Origin of the sequence: Acidithiobacillus sp., from assembly GCF_049965315.1 — a bacterium.
GTDB lineage: Bacteria > Pseudomonadota > Gammaproteobacteria > Acidithiobacillales > Acidithiobacillaceae > Acidithiobacillus_B.
The window spans coordinates 61337-80877 of the sequence record NZ_JBMFWL010000001.1 but is presented as its reverse complement, the minus strand read 5'-3'; the positions used below and the strand labels follow the sequence as shown (position 1 = coordinate 80877).

Here is a 19541-nt window from a genome sequence, read left to right as displayed (position 1 = left end):
CATGAAGGACCGTTGACCATGCAAGAGGCGCACCTGCCCCGTGCCAAAAAGCGTTTTGGGCAGAATTTCCTGGTGCAACCCCAGGTGGTGCAGCGCATCATTAGCGCCATCGCCCCCCGGAGTGAAGACCGGATGGTGGAAATCGGGCCCGGCCCCGGGGCACTGACCCGGGGCCTGCTGCAATGCCTGTCCCGGCTGGATGTGGTGGAGCTGGATCGGGACATGCTGGCGGGGCTCCGCGCGCTGGAGGGGTCCGGCGCCCTGCGCGTCCACCATGCCGATGCCCTGAGCTTTGATTTCGCGGCGCTGGTCGGGGGACGGGAGCAATGCTTGCGGGTGGTGGGCAACCTGCCCTACAACATCGCCACGCCGCTGATTTTTCACCTGCTGGACCAGGCCGATGTCCTGCGCGACATGCACTTCATGCTGCAAAGGGAGGTGGCGGAGCGCATGGCGGCGGCTCCCGGGAGCAAGACCTATGGGCGTTTGTCGGTGATGATCCAGGCCAGTTGCGCCGTGGAATCGCTGTTTGCGGTGGCGCCGGGCAATTTCTTCCCGGCACCCAAGGTGGACTCGGCCTTCCTGCGCCTCATTCCGCACCGTCCGGCACGGGTGCCGGAGGCCCTGCGCCCGGCCTTTGCCCAGGTGGTGGCCAAGGCCTTTGCCCAGCGGCGCAAGACCATTGCCAACAACCTGCGCGGGGTCATTGCCGCTGATCGCCTGCCGGCATTGGGCATTGATCCCGGCTGCCGCGCCGAGACCCTGGACCAAGCCGCCTTTCTTCGCCTCGCTGAGGCATTTTCGCACCAAGGAAGCCTACCATGACGCACTTGACGGTTGCCCAGGATCTGTTCAACGAACTGGGCTGGGATGCTGCACAGTTGCCCGACGTGCCGGTGATCAGTTGTGCCCTGCGCCTGCCCAACGGGGTGGTGGATATTTTTTGCCATTACCACGCCGAGCGCGACCGCCTGCTTTTTTATGTCCGCCCGCAAAAGCTGGCCATGACTCCGGCGCAGCGGATGGCCGTGGCGGAATACATCACCCGCGCCAATTACGGCCTGCCCCTGGGGAATTTCGAGCTGGATCTGGAGGATGGGGAGCTCAATTTCAAGAACGCCGTGCAAGTGCCCGAGGGGGTGATCAGCACCGCCCTGCTGCGCCCCTATCTGCTCAATGCCGTGGAAACGGTGAATTATTATCTGCCCGGTCTGCAGCAGGTGCTGGCGGGCAACGCCACACCCGCTGCCGCCGTCACTGCCCTGGAGGGACCGGCCCAGGGCTGCTGACGGTCTGGCCGCTGGGGGACGAGGCGCTGGCGGTGGCCGCCGCGCCGATGAGGAGGGGGGCGATACCGAGGCTGCGGATCTTGGCGAGGGCGGGCTGGGCGTCGGCCAGGGAATCATAGGTGGCCGTGCGCAGCCGGAATACTTCCGTATGGGGCGGTAGCTGGGCGCTTTGCAGGCTGGTGAAGACGCCGAGGAGGGCGAGGCGGTCGCGCAGCACCACGGCCTCGGCGCGGTTGTGAAAGGACCCCACCTGAATGGTGACGGGCTGGTTGGCTGCGGCTGCCGTGCTGGTGGTCGCGCTGCCGGGGATGCCCGGTCCGCTGCCGAGGATGTCGGCCGGGATATCCACCTGCATTTTGGGCAGGATCTGATAAAAGGTGAACTCCGAGCTGCTGGTGGCGGCACTGACGGGGGATGCCGCCGCGCTGGTGGCCGTCTCCAAGGCTGCCGAGGCCGTTACCGCGCTCGGTGCGGATGCGCTGCGGGCTACCGTTGCCGGGATCATCGCGCTGCCGGGCGGGCCGTTGGTGATGGCGTTTTGCGCGGTCCGGACGCCCCGCCGCTGGTGGCTATGGATCATCCAGCCAAGGGCCGCGACCGCAATGATCACGCCCAGGAGGAGCCAGGGCCAGCGCCGGCCCCGTCCTGCGGGTTCGCTTTCGCTCTCCACCGCCGGTGCCGGACGTGGTGGAAGCGGATGTGGCGCTTCCGGCGGGGCAGGCCGGCTGGTGTGGCGTTTGTAGTCGCGCATGGGTCCTTACATCTGCTCCGGCGCCGATACCCCGAGGAGGCGCAGGCCATTGGCGATGGTGATGGCCACCGCCGCGCAGAGGGCGAGGCGGGCGTGGCGCAAGGGATCTTCCTCGACGAGGATGCGCGTGGCGTTGTAATAGGTATGGAAGGCCGCCGCCAGCTCCCGCAGGTAGAAGGCGATCTGGTGGGGCTCGCGGTCCCCCGCCGCCTGCATGACGCTTTCGGGAAAGCGCCAGAGGAGGTCGGCCAGGCCCAGTTCCCGTTCTTCCTGCAGGAGGCTGAGGTCCACTTCCGCCGGCGGCCGGCTCAAGCCGCGTTCATCGGCCTGGCGCAGCAGGGAGTAGACCCGGGCGTGGGCGTACTGGATGTAATAGACCGGGTTCTCCTCGGAATGGCGTTTGGCCAGTTCCAGATCGAAATCCAGGTGTTGGTCGGCACGGCGCAGGACGTAGAAAAAGCGCGCCGCGTCATTGCCCACTTCCTCGCGCAAGGCGCGCAGGGTGACGAACTCGCCGGCGCGGGTGGACATGGAGATCTTTTCCTGGCCCCGGTAGAGGATGGCGAACTGGACCAGGAGGACTTCCAGACGACCATCGTCCAGGCCCAGGGCGCGCAGGGCGGCCCGTACCCGGGTGATGTAGCCGTGGTGATCGGCGCCCCACATATCGATGACGCGGGTAAAGCCGCGGGCGAACTTCTCGGCGTGATAGGCCACATCGGAGGCGAAATAGGTATAGGCGCCGTTGTCGCGGAGCAGCACCCGATCCTTGTCGTCGCCAAAGGCGGTGGCGCGAAACCACAGGGCCCCGTCCTGGAGATAGCAATGGCCGTCGGCCTTCAGGCGCTCCACCGCGGCGGCCACGGCCCCTTTGTCCATGAGGCTGCGCTCGGAGTACCAGCGATCGTAGTGGACGCCGAAGGCGCTGAGGTCGTCGCGAATGTCGGCGAGGATCTCATCCAGGCCGGCACTGTGCAAAATGCCGTAATCCGGGCCCAGCGCGGTCTTGATGCGAACGATGAGGGCGTCCATGGCGGCTTCGGGGTCGGCCTCGCCCGCCGGTCCCGCAAGGGCGCCGGCGGGGCGCCGCAGGCGATCCCCCTCCCGACCGCGCAGGTGCGCGGCAATGGCGCGCACATAGTCACCGCGATAGGCGTTGTCCGGAAAGGCGCAGGGCAGGGCGACGCCCAGTTCTTCCAGATAACGCAGATAGACGCTGACGGCGAGGATGTCCATCTGGCGGCCGGCGTCGTTGACGTAATATTCGCACTGGACGTCGAAACCGGTAAAGCGCAGGAGATTGGCCAGGCTCGCCCCATAGGCGGCGCCGCGGCCGTGGCCGACGTGCAGGGGGCCGGTGGGATTGGCGGAGACGAATTCCAGTTGCACCTTTTCGCCGCCACCCATGCGCCCCGCACCGAACTGATCCCGGTGGTGGCGGGCATTGCGGATCGCAGCATGGAAAGCGGCGGGCTGGAGGAAGAAATTGATGAAACCCGGGCCGGCAATCTCGCAGCGCGCAATCCACTCCGACCCCGGCAGGGCGGCGACGATCTCCGCGGCCAGATCCCGCGGCTTGCGTCCTTCGGCCCTGGCCAGGAGCAAGGCCACATTGGAGGCCAGATGGCCATGCTCCGCCTGCTTGGGGCGGTCGAAGTCGAGGCGCTCGGGAAGGGCCTTGATCTTTCCGGCCTGGACGAGGCCGGTCAAGGCCATGCGGAGGGGTTTGGCGACGAATTCTTTCACGGCGACTCCTGCACTACGGGATTTTTGCCGCCATTGTACCTGAAGGACCGCGGTTACGGCAGAGGGGAAAAATATGAGCTATAAAGTATCATTATGGATTCAAGATTTTCTACGGAAAAGAAGATCCTTCTCGGCTTCGGCTTGGCTATTCTGGCGTTGCTCCTGGTAGGGATCCTGGCCTTCCGCGCGGCGGCGGGCTATGTGCGCGCCTCCCGTTGGGTGGAGCATACCCAGGCGGTGTTGCGCAATCTGGATCGTAGCTGGGCGCTGATCAATGAAGCGGAGACGGCGCAGCGCGGTTATCTCCTCACCGCCAATCCTTTCTATCTTCAGTAGCGCCAGGATGCCATCCGGCATTTACAGGCCGTCCTGGAGGCGTTGCCGGCGAAGGTGACGGACAATCCGCTGGAGGAGCGCCGGGCCGTGGAGTTGCAGCAGCAGGCACAAAGGCGCCTGCAAATCCTCGACAACGTTCTCGCCGCCTACGAGCAGCACGGACTTGCGGCGGCGCAGGCCCTGCTGCGGGCGGGAACCGGGGTCACCGAGATGGCGGCGGTGCATGACCTGGTGAGGGAGATGCATGGGACGGAAAGCGGTCTGCTCCAGGCGCGCACCGAGGCGGCCCAGAGGGACGGCGCGGCGGCCTTGTGGGTGATCGGGGCCACGGCCATCCTGCTGATCGCCTTGCTGGCCGGTTTCTTTTGGCGGATCCGGGAGGAGATGCGCGAGCGCCGCGAGGCGGAAAGCATCCTGGAAGAAGCCCTGCGCATCGAAAGCAGCCAGGGGCAGATCCTGGCCCTCTTCAGCGGCGCCGGCCTGGCGTTGGCGGAGATCCTGCAGCGGGTACTGGCCATTTTGGCGGAGAATCACCCCTTTCCGGTTTCCGCCTTTTATCGCTATGACGAGTGGCAGGGTCGCTTTCTCCTGGAGGCGCACCGGGGCACCGATGCCCAGTTGGCACCCGGCTTCCAGCGCGGGGAAGGCGTTCTGGGGGAAGCGGCCATGGGTGATCACCTGCAGCGCCTCCGGCAGCCCGGCAGCAGTCCGGGCTTTCTGGTGGAGGCCGGCGTGTGCCGTTTTCAGCCGGTGGAGATCGTGATGGTGCCCATCCGCTATCAGGAATACCGTTTCGGCGTGCTGGTGCTGGCCGCCATACGGACTCTGAGCGAAAGAAAGGCCTCTTTTCTGGAGAAGCTCTCCCTGGAACTGGGGGCCGCCCTCAACGATTTCGCCCAGAAGGAAAACCAGCGGATCATGGCCGCCGAACTGCGCGCCCGCAGCGAGGAGCTGCTGAAAAAAAACCAGCTATTGCGGATGGCGGATCAGGCTAAGTCCGATTTCCTGGCCAACATGTCCCATGAATTGCGGACGCCCCTCAATGCCATCATCGGTTTTTCGGAGCTGCTGAAGGACGGCGTCATGGGTGAGCTCCGTCCTGAACAGCAGGACGCTGCCAAGGATATCTTTGAGAGTGGTCAACACCTCCTCTCCCTCATCAACGATATACTGGACCTCTCCAAGGTGGAGGCGGGCATGATGAAGCTGGAGTTGGAGGCGACCGATCTCAGCGATCTGCTGCACAGCGCCCTGGGCATCGTGCGGGAAAAGGCCGCCGCCCATCAAATTCGTCTCAGCGTCGAGGTGGAGGCGGATTTGCCCTCCCTTTATGTGGATCCGCGCAAGACCAAGCAGATCCTCTACAACCTCCTGTCCAACGCCGTGAAGTTCACTCCCGGTGGCGGCCGGGTCATCCTGCGGGGGCAGCGGCACGGCGGACTCCCGGGGCCCGAGTATGCGGCCTTTCCCTTCTGGCTGGAAATCAGTGTGGCGGATACGGGCATCGGTATCGCCGGCGCGGACCTGGAGCGCCTTTTTCAGCCCTTCGTCCAGGCGGATAGTGGTCTGGACCGCCGCTATGAAGGCACCGGCCTGGGCCTTTCCCTGGTCAAACGCCTGGCGGAGCTCCACGGGGGTCGGGTGACGGTGGAAAGCACTCCCGGGGAGGGGTCCACCTTCCACGTCTGGCTGCCCTGGCGGGAGGAGGCCGCCCCTCTCCAGCCAGACCCGGCGGAGGCCGTCCCCGCAGCCGAAACGGATCGCTCCGCCTTGGTGGTGGAGAGCGATGATGCGGCGGCGACCCTCCTGGAGGGCTATTTGCGGGACGACGGATTTCGCGTGCGGCGTGCTCGCGAGGCCAAGGCCGGCCTGGACATGGCTCGGGAGGAACGCCCGGACCTCATCATCCTGGAGATGAACCTGCCGGGCATGGACGGCTGGGATTTTCTCGCGGCCCAGCGTCAGGAAGGGCGCTTGGCCGCCATCCCGGTGGTGATCACCAGCATCGACGCGCAGCAGGGATCCGGTTTTTCCCTCGGCAGCGTACAGATCCTGCAAAAGCCCGTGGACGCGGAACGTCTGGAGGAGGTCCTGCAAAAACTGGGCCTTGCCGTGACGAGGCAGCAGCGCCCCGTGGTGCTGGTGGTGGATGACGAGGCGCGGGCGGTGGACATCCTGCGTCGGCAACTGGGTAGTGGCGGTTACGAAGTGCTCAGTGCCTATGGGGGCCGGGATGCGGTGCTCATGGCCCAACATTTCCACCCCAATCTCATTCTTCTCGATTTGATGATGCCGGAGTTCAGCGGCTTTGATGTGGTGGAAGCCCTGCAGTCCCGCCCGGATACGGCTGCCATCCCGGTCCTGGTATTGACGGCCAAGGTGGTTACGCCCGAGGATCGCCGCCGCCTCAATGGGTACATCCTGCATATCATGGAAAAGGCCGGTTTTCAGCGCGATCGCTTCCTCGGCGAAGTGCGCCGGGCCCTGTCCAGGGCCGGTTCTGCCTAGGGAGGTTGGCCTTGCCAAAGCGCATCCTGATCGTCGAGGATAATGCTGTCAACCGCAAGTTGGTGGAGATCATCCTGAGCAAGGCGGGTTACGCGGTGTTGCCCGCCGCCGACGCGGAACAGGGGATCGCCCTGGCGCGCCGCGAGCATCCCGACCTCGTTCTCATGGATATCCATCTGCCCGGCATGGACGGCCTTGCCGCCACCCGTCTCCTCAGAGGAGATCCCGCGACGCGGGGGATCCCCATCATGGCGCTGACGGCACTGGCCATGAAAGGGGACGAAGAGCGCATCCTCGCCGCCGGTTGCGATGCCTATCTCAGCAAGCCCATCCGCCATGCAGCGCTGTTGGAAGCCGTGACCCGCCTTCTCCAAGACCGAGGAAAAGCCGATGCCTGAACGTCGCCCCGTGATCCTGGTGGTGGATGATGAAGGGAGCAGCCGCCGTCTCCTGGCCGCCCTGCTCCAGGCCGATGCCTATGAAGTGCTGGCGGCCGCCAGCGCCCGGGAGGCGCTGGAACGGCTGCAGGAGCAGCGGCCGGACCTGGTCCTGACCGACGGCATGATGCCGGGGATGAGCGGCTTCGAGTTGGCGGCCCGGCTCAAGGCGGATGCCCGTTACGCGACGCTCCCGGTCATCATCGTCACCGCCCTCGATGACCGCGAAACCCGTTTGCGTGCCCTGGAGGCCGGCGTGGACGACTTCCTCGGCAAGCCCATCGACCGGGCCGAACTGCGCGTGCGGGTACGCAATATCCTCCGGCTCAAGGAGTACAGCGATCGCATCCAGCGGAACAACGAGATTCTGGAGGAGACGGTCCGCCAGCGGACGGCCCAGTTGCACGACAGCTATCTGCAGACCATCCAGACCCTCATCCGCGCCGCCGAGAAAAAGGACGAAGAAACCGGCGCCCATGTCCAGCGCATCGCCTATTATTGCAAGGACCTGGCGCAGCGGCTGGGGATGGCGGCGGATTTTGCCGATCTCATTTTCGTGGCCAGCCCCATGCATGATGTGGGCAAGATCGGCATCCCCGACCGGGTCCTGCTCAAGCCCGGTCCCCTGGACGCCGTGGAATGGGCCATCATGCGCACGCATACCACCCTGGGCGCCAATATCATCGGCGAACGAAACGTTTCGCCGGAGTTGCAGATGGGCCGCGAAATCGCCCTGGGGCATCACGAACGCTGGGACGGGAGCGGCTATCCGCTGGGCCGCAAGGGCGAGGAGATCCCCTTGTGCGCGCGCATGATGGTCCTGGCCGACATCTACGACGCCCTGCGCAGCCGGCGCCCCTATAAAGAACCCTTCGATCATGAACGTTCCATGGAGATCATCCTCAAGGGCGACGGGCGGGTCAAGCCGGAACATTTCGATCCGGCGCTTTTGGCCGTCTTTCCCCGCGCCGCCCCAGCCTTCGCCGAGTTCTACGCCAGCCTGACCGATCCCGATGGCTAACGGCGGTTGGCGCAGGCGTTCCTTTAGCCTCGCGTTGGGTAGTGCTTCGGCCGCAGGCCGCGGCAAGGCGGTTCCTTGCACCAGAATCCGATGCGGATCAAAAGGACAAGGGATCGACGTCGATCTGCCAGCGCACCTGACGCGCCCCGGGGGATGCTTCCAGGGCTTGCAGCCAGGTGTTGAGGAGGCGCTGCAGGGCCGCGCGGGTGCCGGCCTGGGCCCAGAGTTCGGCGCGCTCAAAGCCGGCCCGGCGTTCCAGGAGGGAAGGCAGGGGGCCGCTGACTTCCAGCCCGGCGGGGGCGAGGGCGGCGGCCCCCTGCAAAAAGGCCTCCACGCGACTGCGCTGGTGGGCCTCGGCGCGGAGGACGGCCAGGGCGGTGGCGGGGGGCAGACCCGCAGCCACCCGTTCCGCCAGCAGGGCCGCCGCAGGGGCGCTGTAATCCCCTTGGAGCAGTGCCTGGAGAAGGGGATGCTCGGGGTGGTGGGTCTGGAGGAGGACGCGGCCGGGGCGGTCCGCCCTGCCCGCCCTGCCCGCCACCTGCAGGACCGTTTGCAGAAGGCGCTCCGGGGCGCGGAAATCGGCGCTGAACAGGCCCTGGTCGGTATTGACAATGCCCACCAGGGTTACCGCCGGAAAGTGATGGCCCTTGGCGAGGATCTGGGTGCCCACGAGGATGGCGGGCTCGTCACGGCGCACCTCGCGCACGACATTTTCCAGGGCATCCCGGCCGCGCAAGGCGTCGCGGTCCACGCGCCAGATGGGGATGTCGGGAAAGCGTTCGCGCAGGACGTCTTCCAGTTGCTCGGTGCCCTGACCGGCGCTGATGAGGGCGGCGCTGCCGCATTGCGGGCAGGTGGCGGGCAGCCGCTCTTCATGGCCGCAGTGATGGCAGCGCAGGCGGGCGTCGCGGCGGTGCCAGGTCAGCGCCGCGGCGCAGCGCGGACAATGGAAGACGTGGCCGCAGTCGTGGCACAGGAGGGCGGGGGCGTAGCCGCGGCGGTTGAGGAAGAGGAGCACCTGATTCCCGGCGGCGAGGGTGTCGGCGCAGGCCGCCAGCAAGGGTCCGGACAGGCCACCCTGCAAACCCTGGCGGCGCACGGGCAGGAGCACGATGGCCGGCGCCCGGGCGCCGCCGGCACGCTGGCGCAGGTGGAGGGTCCCATAGCGCCCCAGATCGACATTGTGCAGGCTTTCCAAGGAGGGTGTGGCGGACCCGAGGACGATGGGGCAGCCTTCCAGGCGCGCCCGCTGGATGGCCAGGTCCCGCGCCGAGTAATGCCAGCCCGTTTGCTGCTTGAAGGAGGGATCGTGCTCTTCATCGACCACGATCATGGCGAGCCTGGGCAGCGGCACGAAAACGGCGGAACGGGTACCGATGATGACCCGCAGCCGCCCTTCCCGAGCGGCCGCCCAGGTGCGCAGCCGCTCGCCGTCGCTTTGTCCGGAATGCAGGGCCGCCACCTGTTCCTCGCCAAAGCGTTGGGCAAAACGGCCCAGCAGTTGCGGTGTGAGACTGATCTCCGGCACCAGGACCAGGGCCTGTCCCCCCGCCTCCAGGCGGGGTCGCAGGGCCTCCAGATAGACCTCGGTCTTGCCGCTGCCCGTAACTCCCTGCAGGAGAATGGGGGAAAAGCCCTGGGCGGCACGGAGGACGGCCACTGCCGCCTGCTGCTCCTGGTGCAGGTGAAACGGGGAGTCGTTGCAGCGCAATGCCGGGATGGGGGCTGCAACGGCCTGCGCCCAGCCGCGCCGCACGGCTTCGCGCAGGGCTGAACGCAAGCCCGCGTCCAGGGTCGCAGGCGCTAGCATCCCGTCCGTCTGCAAGGACTCCAGGAGGGCGCGCTGGCGTTTGCCGCGCACCTGCTGGAGGGCCGCGCGCCCGGCCGCGCTGAGCTGATAGGAGGCGGCTATCTCCGGCAGGGGCTGGCCCTTGCGCAGGGCAGCGGGCAGGGCGGTTGCCCAGACATCGCCCATGGCATGCTGGTAATAGGCCGCGCCGAAGGCAATGAGGCGCTGCAAGGCGGGGTCAAGAATGGGGATGCTGTCCAATACCGCCTCGATTTCCTTGACCTCCACCCCGGGCGGGCAGGGACCCATGCCTAGAACCATGGCGATCCGGCTGCCGGAGGCAAAGGGTACCCGCACCCGGACGCCCGCGGGCAGAGGGCCCGCTGCGGGGCAGGCATAGGAAAAAATTCGCCGCAAGGGGGCAAAAACGGCCACTTGCAGGCAGGATGTTTCACACTTCATACAGTTGCCCACACGATCTGTGGATAACTCTGTGCATGGGTACCGAAGAACCCCCCAGAGGCCCCGTTCCATAAGGCTTTAGTTCCCATGCCTAAAAAAGTGGCAACACTATAAACACAATAAAAACAGTGAGATATAATTTTTTTGCTGGGCTTTGGCAAGGTCGTGCGAGGGAAAGGGGCATAGAAATAAACTGTGTATAAGTTTGTGGGCGAATACTGGAGGAAGGCATTCTTGAGTTGCGCGATCAATGGCCTAGGCCGCCCATGATGCCGCCGAAGATGACCATGCCCAGCCAGTTGTTGTGGAGAAAGGCGCGAAAGGCCTGATCGCGGTCACCACGCAACAAGGACTGCTCATAAGCGGCGAGCAGGGCGGCCAGCGACAGGCTGAGGAAATAGGGCCAATGGAGCTGCAGATCCAGGCCGATAAGGGCGAGAATGAGCAGCATCATTCCATGAAAACCGGCAATGGCCAGGCGGTCGTAGCGACCGAAGAGGATGGCGCTGGACTTGACCCCGATCTTGAGGTCATCGGGCCGATCGGCCATGGCATAAGCGGTGTCATAGGCCAGTACCCAGCAGACATTGGCGAGCATGAGCCACCAGGCCAGGGCCGGAACGTGGCCGGTCTGGGCGGCAAAGGCCATGGGGATACCGAAGGAAAAGGCCAGGCCAAGATAGGCCTGGGGCAAATGGGTGAAGCGTTTGCAGAGGGGATAGGTCACCGTCACCAGCACCGCGCCCCCGGCCAGCAGGATGGTCAGGCCGTTGAGGAAAGGCAGCAGGGCCGCCGCCCCGAGGCAGAGCAGGAGGAACAGGACCAGGGCCTCCCGCGGGGTGACCACGCCTGCGGCGAGGGGACGCTGGCAGGTGCGGGCGACATGGCGGTCGAAGTCCCGATCGAAATAATCATTGATGACGCAGCCGGCCGAGCGCATGAGGAAGGTGCCGGCGGTGAAGATCAAAAACACGCCCAGGGGCGGATTGCCTCCCGCAGCCAGCCACAGGGCCCAATAGGTGGGCCAGAGCAGCAGCAGGGTGCCGATGGGACGGTCGATCCGCATGAGGGCGGCATAAGCCCGCCATTTTTCCCGCGGGAAAGCGCGCCCCATCAGCGCCGCCCCCGGCCATGCCAAGCCGGCAGGTAATGGCTGAAGCGTTCCTCGATGAGGGCCTGGGATGGACCCCGCTGCAGGATGGAACGCCGCGCCCAGGACCATGCCCGTTGTCGACGGCGACGCTCGATGACGATGGCCGAACGGCGCAGCCGGCGGTGGCGGAAGAGCAGGTCGCCAATGGGCCGGGTACCCTGGCGGGTCAGTGGTAACAGTCCCTGGCGCAGGCCCCGGAGGGGAACCGTGGTGCGTGCCCAGAGGGCGGGCCTGCCGGCATCGCCGCCATGGAGCAGGACCTCACGCCAAAAAACCCGCTCGCCCCGGTGCAGGCGCAGGTGCCGGCGCTCCTCCGGCCGGGCCACGCCGCGACCGCTGCCCAGCAGCAGGACCTGCGGGGTATCGCTGCGGCCGTAGGCGCGGCGCAGGGCGGCGGTGAGGGAGGCGGGCAGCACCAGCCATGGCCACAAGGCCCGCGGCGCGTGGCGGCGCACCAGCATGACCGCGCCGCGCCCCTGCTTATTCACGCTGCAGCAACGCCATGATTGCGGCTGTCGCCTCCCGAGCTGCCCGATAACCCGCCGCCACCGCCGCCTCTCCCTTGTGGAATTCCAGGGTGAGGATGTTCCCCAGTTTCGGTTGCAAGGTCAAATCCGCCGGACTGGTCTGGAGCTGCATCTCGACGATGCGGCCCTGCATGATTTCCACCGCGCGCCGCATGGTCTGGACGAGATTGGGATAGGGCAGGTCAGCCACCCAGTCGTCGCCGCGGTTGAACAGGTTGATGCGGGGCAGCATGCCGTTGTCCCGCGGCGGCCAGGGTTCGTCATGTTGGGTGGCCACATGCACCAGCACCGCCAGTAGCGGTCCCGGAAAGAGCGCCCTGGCCACGACCACGGGAACCGGGTCCACCAGACCACCGTCGGCGAGTATGCGCCCTCCCAGCCGCTGCGGGCTAAGCACCACGGGCAGTGCGATGCTGGCGCGTACGGCGGCCAGCGCCGGGCCCTCGGTGAGGACCACCTCCCGGCCGGCCACGAGATCCGTGGCGACACAGGCGAAGGGAGTGGCAAAATCCTGGATGTCGCGATCCCCGAGGCGCTGGCGCAGGTAACCTTCGATGGCGCCACCGCTGCTCAGCCCCCCGCCACCGAAATCCGGAAAAAACAGGCGCAACGCCTCCCACCAGCGCATGCCCTGTGCTTCCATCTCCAGGTCCGCGACGGGGATGCCGGCGCAATAGAGGGCGCCGATCTGGGCGCCGATGGAACAGCCCACCACCGCGGCAATGGGAACCTGCATCTCCTCCAGCGCCCGGAGCACGCCCACATGGGCCAGGCCCCGGGCGCCGCCGGAGCCCAGGACCAAGGTGATGCCCTGTCGTTTGTGCTGGTGCATGGGGCTATTATGGCCCATGGCGGGGACGGTACAAGCCAGCCCCGCTGCCGGGTCTCTCCGGGTTCTTCCTGGTTCCGTCAGGTGCGGTTATGATGAGGAGCCCGATGTGGGCTATGGGTTGCCGAGTGCCATGAGCCATTCCCCGAGCAGTCACGATCATGCTGCGCATCATCACCATCCTGCGGCCCGGGGCACGGCCCTGTTGTGGAGTCTGGCCCTGGTCCTGGGTTACGCGGCGGTGGAGGCCGGGGCGGGGTGGATGGCGGGTTCCATGGCGCTGCTGGGGGATGCCGGTCACATGCTGACGGACGGTGCCGCCCTGGGTCTGGCGGCCCTGGTCGCCCGCCTGTCGCGCCGTCCGCCTTCCCTGCTGCACAGCTATGGACTGGCCCGCATGGAAGTGTTGGCGGCGGCCTTCAACACCCTGCTCATGCTGGGGGTGGTGGCGGCCATTGCCGTGGGCGCCGTGCTGCGGCTGCTCCATCCCGAGCCGGTGGATGGCCCGGTGGTCATTGCGGTGGCCGCCTTTGGCCTGCTGCTGAATCTCGTGGTGGCCTGGGTCCTTGCCCGTGATGCCCACTCCTTCAACCAGCGCGCGGCGCTGTTGCATGTCCTGGGCGATCTCCTGGGCTCCCTCGCTGCGGTCGTGGCCGGTGTCATTGTCACCTTTACGGGCTGGATGCCCATCGACCCCATCCTTTCCCTGTTCATCGGTGCCATCATCCTCTTCTCCAGCCTGCGCCTCTTGCGCGAGACGGTCCATGTGCTCATGGAGGGGACGCCGCTGAACCTGGACTTGCGCGAGATCGGCGAGGCGATGGCGGGGGTCGGGGGCGTCCTTTCGGTCCATGACCTGCATGTCTGGACCATCAGCTCCGAGTCCGTCGCCCTATCGGGGCACCTGCTGGTCCAGGACCTGCGCCAGTGGCCGCAGGTCCTGGCCGCCGAGCGAGCACTCCTGGATGGACGTTTTGGCATCCGGCATATCACCCTGCAGCCCGAGACGGATGTTCAACCCCTGCGCCGGTGGCCGCAAGCGCCCGCCGTACCCGGGGACGGCCACGGCACCGCTGCTTCGGCATAGCCTTTTATCCGGGGGCCGGCAGTCGCCGCGGGTGTTTTTCGCTGCGGCGGCCCGCGCCGGTTGTTCTCCGCTCCATCCCGCCGGGATCAGGACGGAGCGCGGAAGGTGAAGGCGTCCACCCGCGCCGGTGGCAGGTTGCGCCAGACCACGCTGGCGCGCCCGCGTTCGAATCCCGCCGGCAGTTCTCGGCAGGAACTGCGAAAATGGTAGGTAAACTGGATAAAGACGGTACCTGGTCGGCTGATGGCCGGCAGGCGTTGCAGGATCCGTTGCACCACCTCCCGGGGCATGCTGCGCAGGGGCAGGCTCGACACCACCGCGCGTACCGCTGCGCGGCCGGCCAACAGGGCCTGGAGATCGGCGGCATCCCCTTGCAGGACTTCTACGCCCGGAAAACGATGGCACAAATGCTGGGCGAGGCGCGGCGAGCGTTCCACCAGGATCAGTTCCGCCGGCTTTACGCCACTTTCCAGGAGCGCCGCAGTGACGGGCCCCATCCCCGGACCCAATTCCAAGACCGCCCCCGGACCGGGCGGCACCAGGCTCGCCATTCGCCGCGCCAGAAAGGGAGAACTGGGCACCACCGCGCCGATGGCTTGCGGATCTCTCAAAAACTCGCGGGTAAAATGCCAGGCGTTCGCTACCCGACCGTTTTTTTTCTGCATCAACCCCCCGTCAGCGGCTTCTTGCGGCTTGGAAAGGATTCTATGATGGGCCCAGATCGTACCGGCCTGCAAGCCACCCGCCCCTGCGTCCACCCCCTGCCGCCGAAGCAAAAACACCTCCGCCAGGTGCCGGATCCAGGATAATGATCCCTTCAGGTTCTGTTAAGGTACGCGGCGCAGGATGGCCTCATCCCGAATGAACGGGGTCTTTGCGACAAGAGGAAATCATCATGAAAAAGCCAATCTGGATATTCGCCATGTTTGCGGGCACCTTGGCCCTGGTCACGACCAGCGCCTGGGCCTTCACCGGCGAACAGTATGCCAAGGACGCCAAGGTTACCCTGCCCCAGGCACGGCAGGCCGCTACCAAGGTCTTCCCGGGCAAGATCGTCAAGGAAGAACTGGAAAAGGAAAAGGGCGGCAGCGGCCTGCGCTATTCCTTTGATATCCGCCAGGGTGCCGTGACCCACGAAGTGGGGATCGACGCCGTCAGCGGCCGGGTGCTGGAAAACTCCGTGGAAGGTCCCAACAGCGACTGATCCCAGCGGTCCGACAACTGCCGTTTTCAGGCGAACAGCGGTACCGGGGCAGGTCGGTCCAGCCGGGCCTGCCCATTTCCCTTCCCTGCCATCCCCATCATTGATCCGACCGATTACCTGCCACCCGCTGGGATGCGTTATACTGCTGCCCTTCGTTTGTTGGGGAAGTCCATGAAAAGTCTCGCTGCCGTTTTGCTTGCCGTTGTGATTTCGGTCACGCTCCCCCTCGCCGGATGTGCCGTGGTGGCGGGAGGCGTCGCCGGGGCGGGGGCCGCCGGCGTCTATGCCGGGCAGACCACCCAATATTATCCGAGCGCCTATGCGCCCACCTTGACTGCGGTGCAGACGGCCCTGGCGCGGATGCAATGCGTCGTCCTGAAAACGGATCGCGAAGGGGCGGATGCGACCGTCATTCACGCCCGCCAGGGCCACATGCTGGTGGATATCAGCGTGGCCCAAAAAGGCTTGCAGGTAACCGCCGTAACCAGCCGCTTCGGGATCCTGGGCAGCGAAAAGGATGACGTGATCTTCCATCGCTATGTGCAGGAGGCGCTGGGCCAGGGATGATCTCCTTTGTCCGGTGTGGCGAAAGACGGCAATGGACCCGCCGTTTTTCGCGCTGCCCTTGTCAAGGTGGGGGGGCGGCCCTATGATGACCAAAACGGTCGCGCGTGAGCCTCGCTTGCACACCCTGCATATCAAAACCTACGGTTGTCAGATGAACGAGTACGACTCCACCCGTATGGTGGAGTTGCTTTCGTCCAGCCATGGACTGCGGCTGGTGGACGACCCCGCCGCGGCCGATCTGCTCCTGCTCAACACCTGCTCCATCCGCGAAAAGGCCGAAGACAAGGTCTATACCCAGCTCGGATTCTGGCGGCCCCTCAAGGAGCGGAATCCCGACCTGATCATCGGCGTGGGCGGTTGCGTGGCCAGCCAGGAAGGGGCGCGCCTGCGCCGCCGGGCGCCCTTCGTGGACCTCGTTTTCGGTCCGCAAACCCTGCATCGCCTGCCGGACATGTTGGACGCCGCCCTGGCCAGCCGTCAGCCCCAGGTGGACGTGGACTTTCCCGTCCTGGAAAAATTCGACCGCCTGCCGGAGCGCCCCGGCCAGAACGGCCCCAGCGCCTTTGTGACCATCATGGAGGGCTGCGACAAGTTCTGCACCTTCTGCGTGGTTCCCCATACCCGTGGGCGCGAATACAGCCGGCCCATGCCCGACATCATCCGCGAGGTGCGCGGCCTGGTGGAGCAGGGAGTGCGGGAGATCACCCTGCTGGGACAGAACGTGAACGCCTATCGGGGGGCGACGGGGCTCATAGGCGAGGCCGGCCTGGCGGATCTCCTGGAGCGCCTCGCCCGCATCCCCGGCCTCCTGCGCCTGCGCTACACCACCTCCCATCCCAACGATCTGGACGACGCCCTCATCGCGGCCCATGGCAGCATCTCCGTCCTCGCCCCGCACCTGCATCTGCCGGTGCAGAGCGGTTCGGATCGCATCCTCAAACGCATGCATCGAAAGCATCAGGTCGCCAGTTATCTGGAAAAGATCGCCAAACTGCGCGCCGCCCGCCCGGATATCCGCTTCTCCTCGGACTTCATCGTCGGCTTTCCCGGCGAGACCGACGCCGACTTTGCCGCCACCATGGATCTCATCGCCGCCGTGCGCTTCGATCAGTCTTATTCTTTCAAGTATAGTCCGCGGCCGGGCACTCCGGCCCTCAAGCTCAAGGATGCGGTCCCCGAGTCGGTCAAGGATGAACGCCTGGCCATCCTTCAGGGGCGGATCAACGCCCTTGCCCAAGAATACGCCCAGGCCATGCTGGGGACGCGCCAGGAAGTCCTGGTGACGGGCCCCTCCCGGCGCGATGCCCGGGAGCTCACCGGCAAGACGGGTTGCAACCGTTCGGTGAATTTTGCCGGTCCTGCGGCCCTGGCCGGCCAGATGGTCACGGTGGAGATCACCGAGACCATGCCCAACAGCCTGCGTGCGCGCTGGTCCGGAGATCTGCTCCCGGCTGACGCCGTGGAGCCGCGGAGATCCTCCCATGCCCGAGCTTAACGTCCACGGCGAATTCGTCGCGGATGGCGCCAGCGCCAGCATGCTGGCCGAACTCTCCGGAGAACTGGACAGCCATATCAAACAGATCGAATCGCGCCTGGGCGTCGTGATCCTGCCGCGGGGCGGCCGCTTTCACATTACCGGCCCGGAACCGGCCGTGCAGGCTGCCGAAGGGGTGTTGGACGTGCTCTACGCGCAGATTCGCCAGGGGCGCCATATCAGCCCGCATTTCGTCCATCACAGCATCCAGGGAGTGCGGCTGGAAGCGGAGCCCGGCGCCGCGGAATCGGAGGTGGCGGGCATCCAGACCCTCAAGGGCCTGGTGGGTGGCCGTGGCTTGCGCCAGCGCCAGTATCTGCAGTCCATCCGCGGCAATGACCTGACCTTCGGCATTGGTCCGGCGGGGACCGGCAAGACCTACCTTGCCGTGGCCGCCGCCGTTGAGCAGATGGAGCAGAATCATATCCGCCGCCTGGTCCTGGTGCGGCCGGCGGTGGAGGCGGGGGAGCGTCTGGGCTTTTTGCCCGGTACCCTGAGCGAGAAGGTGGATCCCTATCTGCGCCCCCTCTATGACGCCCTTTATGAAATGCTGGGCTTTGAAAAGGTGGCCAAGCTCATCGAGCGCCAGGTCATCGAGGTGGCACCCCTGGCCTACATGCGCGGCCGTACCCTCAATGATGCCTTCATCATCCTCGACGAGGCGCAAAACACCACGCCGGAGCAGATGAAGATGTTCCTCACCCGCATCGGTTTTGGCGCCAAGGCCGTGGTCACCGGCGATGTGACCCAGGTGGACCTGCCCCGTGGCCAACTCTCAGGTCTGGTGCAGGCCATCGAGGTATTGCAGGGGGTGCAGGGGATCGACATGGTCTTTTTCCAGAGCGCCGATGTGGTGCGCCATCCCCTGGTGGCGCGCATCGTCGAGGCCTATGATCGCCTGGGGGAGAAACCGTGAGGGCGCGTCCGGCCTTGATCCTGCACATCGGCAGTGATGCCCTTGGGGAGGACGTGCCCCTGCCCTCCCGGACGCAGGCGCGGCGGGCCATCCTGGCGGCGTTGCAGGCCCCGTCCCCGCGGCTGGAGGCGGGCCGCTACGCGGAGATTTCCCTGCGTTTTGTGGACGATGCCGCAATGGCGGCCCTCAACGCCGCTTTTCGGGGCAAGGACGTCCCCACCAATTGCCTTTCCTTTCCGCAGCCGTCCCTGCCGGCGATCTTCCGCCGCGATCTCCTCGGTGATATGGCCATCGCACCCGCCGTAGTGGCGCGGGAGGCCGCCGAGCAGGGCAAAGGCCTGCTGGCCCATTACCGTCACCTGCTGATTCACAGCACGCTGCATCTCCTCGGTTATGATCACCAGAACGAGGCGGAAGCGGCGGAGATGGAAGCGCTGGAATGCCGTTTTCTGGCTGAAATGGGTGTGGCCGACCCTTACGTGCAATCCGCCGTCCATGAATGACGATCGAAGTGGTCCCGAACGCCCCCGCAGTTGGTGGGAGCGTTTTACGCAGTCCTTACGCGGCAACATTGAAGATCAGGAAGGGCTTCTGGAGCTCATCCGGGAGGCGGGCGAGCGGCAGATCATCGACGCCGAAGCCGCGCGCATGGTCGATGGCATTTTCCGCATGGCCGAGCTTACGGTACGCGATGCCATGATTCCCCGCGCACAAATGGAAGTCATCGAGATGGATGCGCCCCTGCCGGAGATCATCGCGCGGGTGGTGGAGGTGGGCCACTCCCGTTTTCCGCTGGTGGGCAACGACCGCGACGATGTTCGCGGCATCCTCCTCGCCAAGGACCTGCTGCGGGCCTGCCAGGGCGGGGCGGAGAGCCCCCCCCGCCTCACCGAGCTCCTGCGTCCGGCGACTTTCATTCCCGAAAGCAAGCACCTCAATCATCTCCTCTATGAATTCCGCACCGGTCGCCATCACATGGCCATCGTCGTCGACGAGTACGGCGGAGTGGCGGGGCTCATCACCATCGAGGATGTGCTGGAGATCATCGTCGGCGAGATCGAGGATGAATTCGATATTGATGAAGATGTGATGATCGTTCCTCGCGAGGATGGCGACTATCTGGTCAACGCCCTGATTCCGCTGGAAGAATTCAACCACAATTTCCATGTGCAACTGGCAGACGAGCACATCGATACCCTGGGCGGCTGGGTGACCAACCGCCTGGGGCACGTGCCTCGTCCCGGAGAGGTCCTGCAGGAAGGCACCCTGCGCCTGGAGGTCCTCCGCGCCGACCGCAAGCGGGTCCAGATCCTGCGGCTCTCCTGGGTCAAGGATCAGGATCAGCCGGTTTCTCCCACGTGAGGCTGGGCGGTCTGTCCGGGCAG

Annotated in this window: 19 protein-coding genes and 1 pseudogene; 13 read left to right on the top strand and 7 right to left on the bottom strand. The window is 65.8% G+C overall.

Translation table 11 applies throughout. From position 1 onward, the window contains the following. The first annotated feature begins 18 nt into the window (after positions 1-18). Positions 19-825, top strand: a complete 807-nt coding sequence (rsmA, locus tag ACP5MM_RS00420) for a 16S rRNA (adenine(1518)-N(6)/adenine(1519)-N(6))-dimethyltransferase RsmA (protein ID WP_427930511.1) — start codon at positions 19-21, stop codon at positions 823-825. Next, a complete protein-coding gene (locus ACP5MM_RS00415) occupies positions 822-1289 on the top strand; it encodes a hypothetical protein (protein ID WP_427930510.1) in 468 nt (155 codons plus the stop codon). The genes rsmA and ACP5MM_RS00415 overlap by 4 nt, the downstream gene beginning before the upstream one ends. On the opposite strand, the gene ACP5MM_RS00410 is transcribed toward ACP5MM_RS00415, so the two are convergent. Both ACP5MM_RS00410 and argS read right to left on the bottom strand, forming a co-directional pair. Further along, the gene (locus ACP5MM_RS00410) at positions 1255-2040 is read right to left on the bottom strand and encodes an SPOR domain-containing protein (RefSeq protein ID WP_427930509.1); all 786 of its coding nucleotides are present in this window, start codon (positions 2038-2040) and stop codon (positions 1255-1257) included. The two genes, ACP5MM_RS00415 and ACP5MM_RS00410, sit on opposite strands and share 35 nt — an antisense overlap. Positions 2041-2046: 6 nt before the next feature. Continuing rightward, entirely contained in the window at positions 2047-3786 is a 1740-nt protein-coding gene (gene argS / locus ACP5MM_RS00405) for an arginine--tRNA ligase (protein ID WP_427930508.1), read from the bottom strand. A gap of 93 nt (positions 3787-3879) precedes the next feature. Between argS and ACP5MM_RS00400 the strand changes: the two are divergent. The 4 genes and pseudogenes from ACP5MM_RS00400 to ACP5MM_RS00385 all read left to right on the top strand — a co-directional run. Further along, positions 3880-4392: pseudogene (locus ACP5MM_RS00400) on the top strand (CHASE3 domain-containing protein); the annotation flags it as partial. Positions 4393-4506: 114 nt separating this feature from the next. Next, positions 4507-6630, top strand: coding sequence for a response regulator (locus tag ACP5MM_RS00395; protein WP_427933953.1), 2124 nt, complete (start codon positions 4507-4509; stop codon positions 6628-6630). Positions 6631-6641: 11 nt separating this feature from the next. Beyond that, a complete protein-coding gene (locus ACP5MM_RS00390) occupies positions 6642-7028 on the top strand; it encodes a response regulator (RefSeq protein ID WP_427930506.1) in 387 nt (128 codons plus the stop codon). Then, positions 7021-8088, top strand: coding sequence for an HD-GYP domain-containing protein (locus ACP5MM_RS00385; protein WP_427930505.1), 1068 nt, complete (start codon positions 7021-7023; stop codon positions 8086-8088). The genes ACP5MM_RS00390 and ACP5MM_RS00385 overlap by 8 nt, the downstream gene beginning before the upstream one ends. Before the next feature lie 97 nt (positions 8089-8185). Here the strand turns inward: ACP5MM_RS00385 and ACP5MM_RS00380 are convergent, their stop codons facing one another. The 4 genes from ACP5MM_RS00380 to ACP5MM_RS00365 all read right to left on the bottom strand — a co-directional run bounded on the left by ACP5MM_RS00380 (position 8186) and on the right by ACP5MM_RS00365 (position 12851). Then, positions 8186-10339, bottom strand: coding sequence for a primosomal protein N' (locus ACP5MM_RS00380; protein ID WP_427933937.1), 2154 nt, complete (start codon positions 10337-10339; stop codon positions 8186-8188). A 247-nt stretch (positions 10340-10586) separates the two neighbouring features. Further along, a complete protein-coding gene (ubiA, locus tag ACP5MM_RS00375) occupies positions 10587-11453 on the bottom strand; it encodes a 4-hydroxybenzoate octaprenyltransferase (RefSeq protein ID WP_427933936.1) in 867 nt (288 codons plus the stop codon). Then, positions 11453-11980 (bottom strand): chorismate--pyruvate lyase family protein, encoded by a 528-nt coding sequence (locus ACP5MM_RS00370; RefSeq protein WP_427930502.1) that lies wholly within the window; start codon positions 11978-11980, stop codon positions 11453-11455. The genes ubiA and ACP5MM_RS00370 overlap by 1 nt, the downstream gene beginning before the upstream one ends. Continuing rightward, positions 11973-12851 carry a patatin-like phospholipase family protein gene (locus ACP5MM_RS00365; protein WP_427930501.1) on the bottom strand — a complete coding sequence of 293 codons (879 nt, stop codon included), beginning with the start codon at positions 12849-12851 and terminating at the stop codon, positions 11973-11975. Before ACP5MM_RS00365 ends, ACP5MM_RS00370 begins: the two co-directional genes overlap by 8 nt. A gap of 130 nt (positions 12852-12981) precedes the next feature. Here ACP5MM_RS00365 and ACP5MM_RS00360 point away from each other — a divergent pair, with 130 nt between their 5' ends. Further along, positions 12982-13935, top strand: coding sequence for a cation diffusion facilitator family transporter (locus ACP5MM_RS00360; protein ID WP_427933935.1), 954 nt, complete (start codon positions 12982-12984; stop codon positions 13933-13935). An 86-nt stretch (positions 13936-14021) separates the two neighbouring features. Here the strand turns inward: ACP5MM_RS00360 and ACP5MM_RS00355 are convergent, their stop codons facing one another. Next, positions 14022-14600 (bottom strand): class I SAM-dependent methyltransferase, encoded by a 579-nt coding sequence (locus tag ACP5MM_RS00355; protein ID WP_427930499.1) that lies wholly within the window; start codon positions 14598-14600, stop codon positions 14022-14024. A 230-nt stretch (positions 14601-14830) separates the two neighbouring features. Between ACP5MM_RS00355 and ACP5MM_RS00350 the strand changes: the two genes are divergently transcribed. The 6 genes from ACP5MM_RS00350 to ACP5MM_RS00325 all read left to right on the top strand — a co-directional run bounded on the left by ACP5MM_RS00350 (position 14831) and on the right by ACP5MM_RS00325 (position 19518). Next, positions 14831-15139, top strand: a complete 309-nt coding sequence (locus ACP5MM_RS00350; protein ID WP_123104461.1) for a PepSY domain-containing protein — start codon at positions 14831-14833, stop codon at positions 15137-15139. A gap of 171 nt (positions 15140-15310) precedes the next feature. After that, positions 15311-15706, top strand: coding sequence for a DUF3568 family protein (locus tag ACP5MM_RS00345; RefSeq protein WP_427930498.1), 396 nt, complete (start codon positions 15311-15313; stop codon positions 15704-15706). A gap of 115 nt (positions 15707-15821) precedes the next feature. Then, positions 15822-17201, top strand: coding sequence for a tRNA (N6-isopentenyl adenosine(37)-C2)-methylthiotransferase MiaB (miaB, locus tag ACP5MM_RS00340; protein WP_427930587.1), 1380 nt, complete (start codon positions 15822-15824; stop codon positions 17199-17201). Then, positions 17188-18156: a PhoH family protein gene (locus tag ACP5MM_RS00335; protein ID WP_427930497.1), complete on the top strand. Its 969-nt coding sequence runs from the start codon at positions 17188-17190 to the stop codon at positions 18154-18156. The genes miaB and ACP5MM_RS00335 overlap by 14 nt, the downstream gene beginning before the upstream one ends. Then, a complete protein-coding gene (gene ybeY / locus ACP5MM_RS00330) occupies positions 18153-18659 on the top strand; it encodes an rRNA maturation RNase YbeY (RefSeq protein ID WP_427933934.1) in 507 nt (168 codons plus the stop codon). The genes ACP5MM_RS00335 and ybeY overlap by 4 nt, the downstream gene beginning before the upstream one ends. Further along, positions 18652-19518 carry an HlyC/CorC family transporter gene (locus ACP5MM_RS00325; RefSeq protein ID WP_427930495.1) on the top strand — a complete coding sequence of 289 codons (867 nt, stop codon included), beginning with the start codon at positions 18652-18654 and terminating at the stop codon, positions 19516-19518. The genes ybeY and ACP5MM_RS00325 overlap by 8 nt, the downstream gene beginning before the upstream one ends. Positions 19519-19541: the final 23 nt, after the last annotated feature.

Bases quoted from the DNA above. Each gene is read 5' to 3' on its own strand.
- ACP5MM_RS00365 (WP_427930501.1), bottom strand. From the start codon at position 12,851: ATGCACCAGCACAAACGACAGGGCATCACCTTGGTCCTGGGCTCCGGC.
- ACP5MM_RS00355 (WP_427930499.1), bottom strand. From the start codon at position 14,600: ATGCAGAAAAAAAACGGTCGGGTAGCGAACGCCTGGCATTTTACCCGC.
- ACP5MM_RS00335 (WP_427930497.1), top strand. From the start codon at position 17,188: ATGCCCGAGCTTAACGTCCACGGCGAATTCGTCGCGGATGGCGCCAGC.
- rsmA (WP_427930511.1), top strand. From the start codon at position 19: ATGCAAGAGGCGCACCTGCCCCGTGCCAAAAAGCGTTTTGGGCAGAAT.
- ACP5MM_RS00325 (WP_427930495.1), top strand. From the start codon at position 18,652: ATGAATGACGATCGAAGTGGTCCCGAACGCCCCCGCAGTTGGTGGGAG.
- ACP5MM_RS00410 (WP_427930509.1), bottom strand. From the start codon at position 2,040: ATGCGCGACTACAAACGCCACACCAGCCGGCCTGCCCCGCCGGAAGCG.
- ACP5MM_RS00385 (WP_427930505.1), top strand. From the start codon at position 7,021: ATGCCTGAACGTCGCCCCGTGATCCTGGTGGTGGATGATGAAGGGAGC.
- ACP5MM_RS00345 (WP_427930498.1), top strand. From the start codon at position 15,311: ATGAAAAGTCTCGCTGCCGTTTTGCTTGCCGTTGTGATTTCGGTCACG.
- ACP5MM_RS00415 (WP_427930510.1), top strand. From the start codon at position 822: ATGACGCACTTGACGGTTGCCCAGGATCTGTTCAACGAACTGGGCTGG.
- ACP5MM_RS00380 (WP_427933937.1), bottom strand. From the start codon at position 10,339: ATGAAGTGTGAAACATCCTGCCTGCAAGTGGCCGTTTTTGCCCCCTTG.
- ACP5MM_RS00360 (WP_427933935.1), top strand. From the start codon at position 12,982: ATGAGCCATTCCCCGAGCAGTCACGATCATGCTGCGCATCATCACCAT.
- ubiA (WP_427933936.1), bottom strand. From the start codon at position 11,453: ATGGGGCGCGCTTTCCCGCGGGAAAAATGGCGGGCTTATGCCGCCCTC.
- ACP5MM_RS00395 (WP_427933953.1), top strand. From the start codon at position 4,507: ATGCGCGAGCGCCGCGAGGCGGAAAGCATCCTGGAAGAAGCCCTGCGC.
- ACP5MM_RS00350 (WP_123104461.1), top strand. From the start codon at position 14,831: ATGAAAAAGCCAATCTGGATATTCGCCATGTTTGCGGGCACCTTGGCC.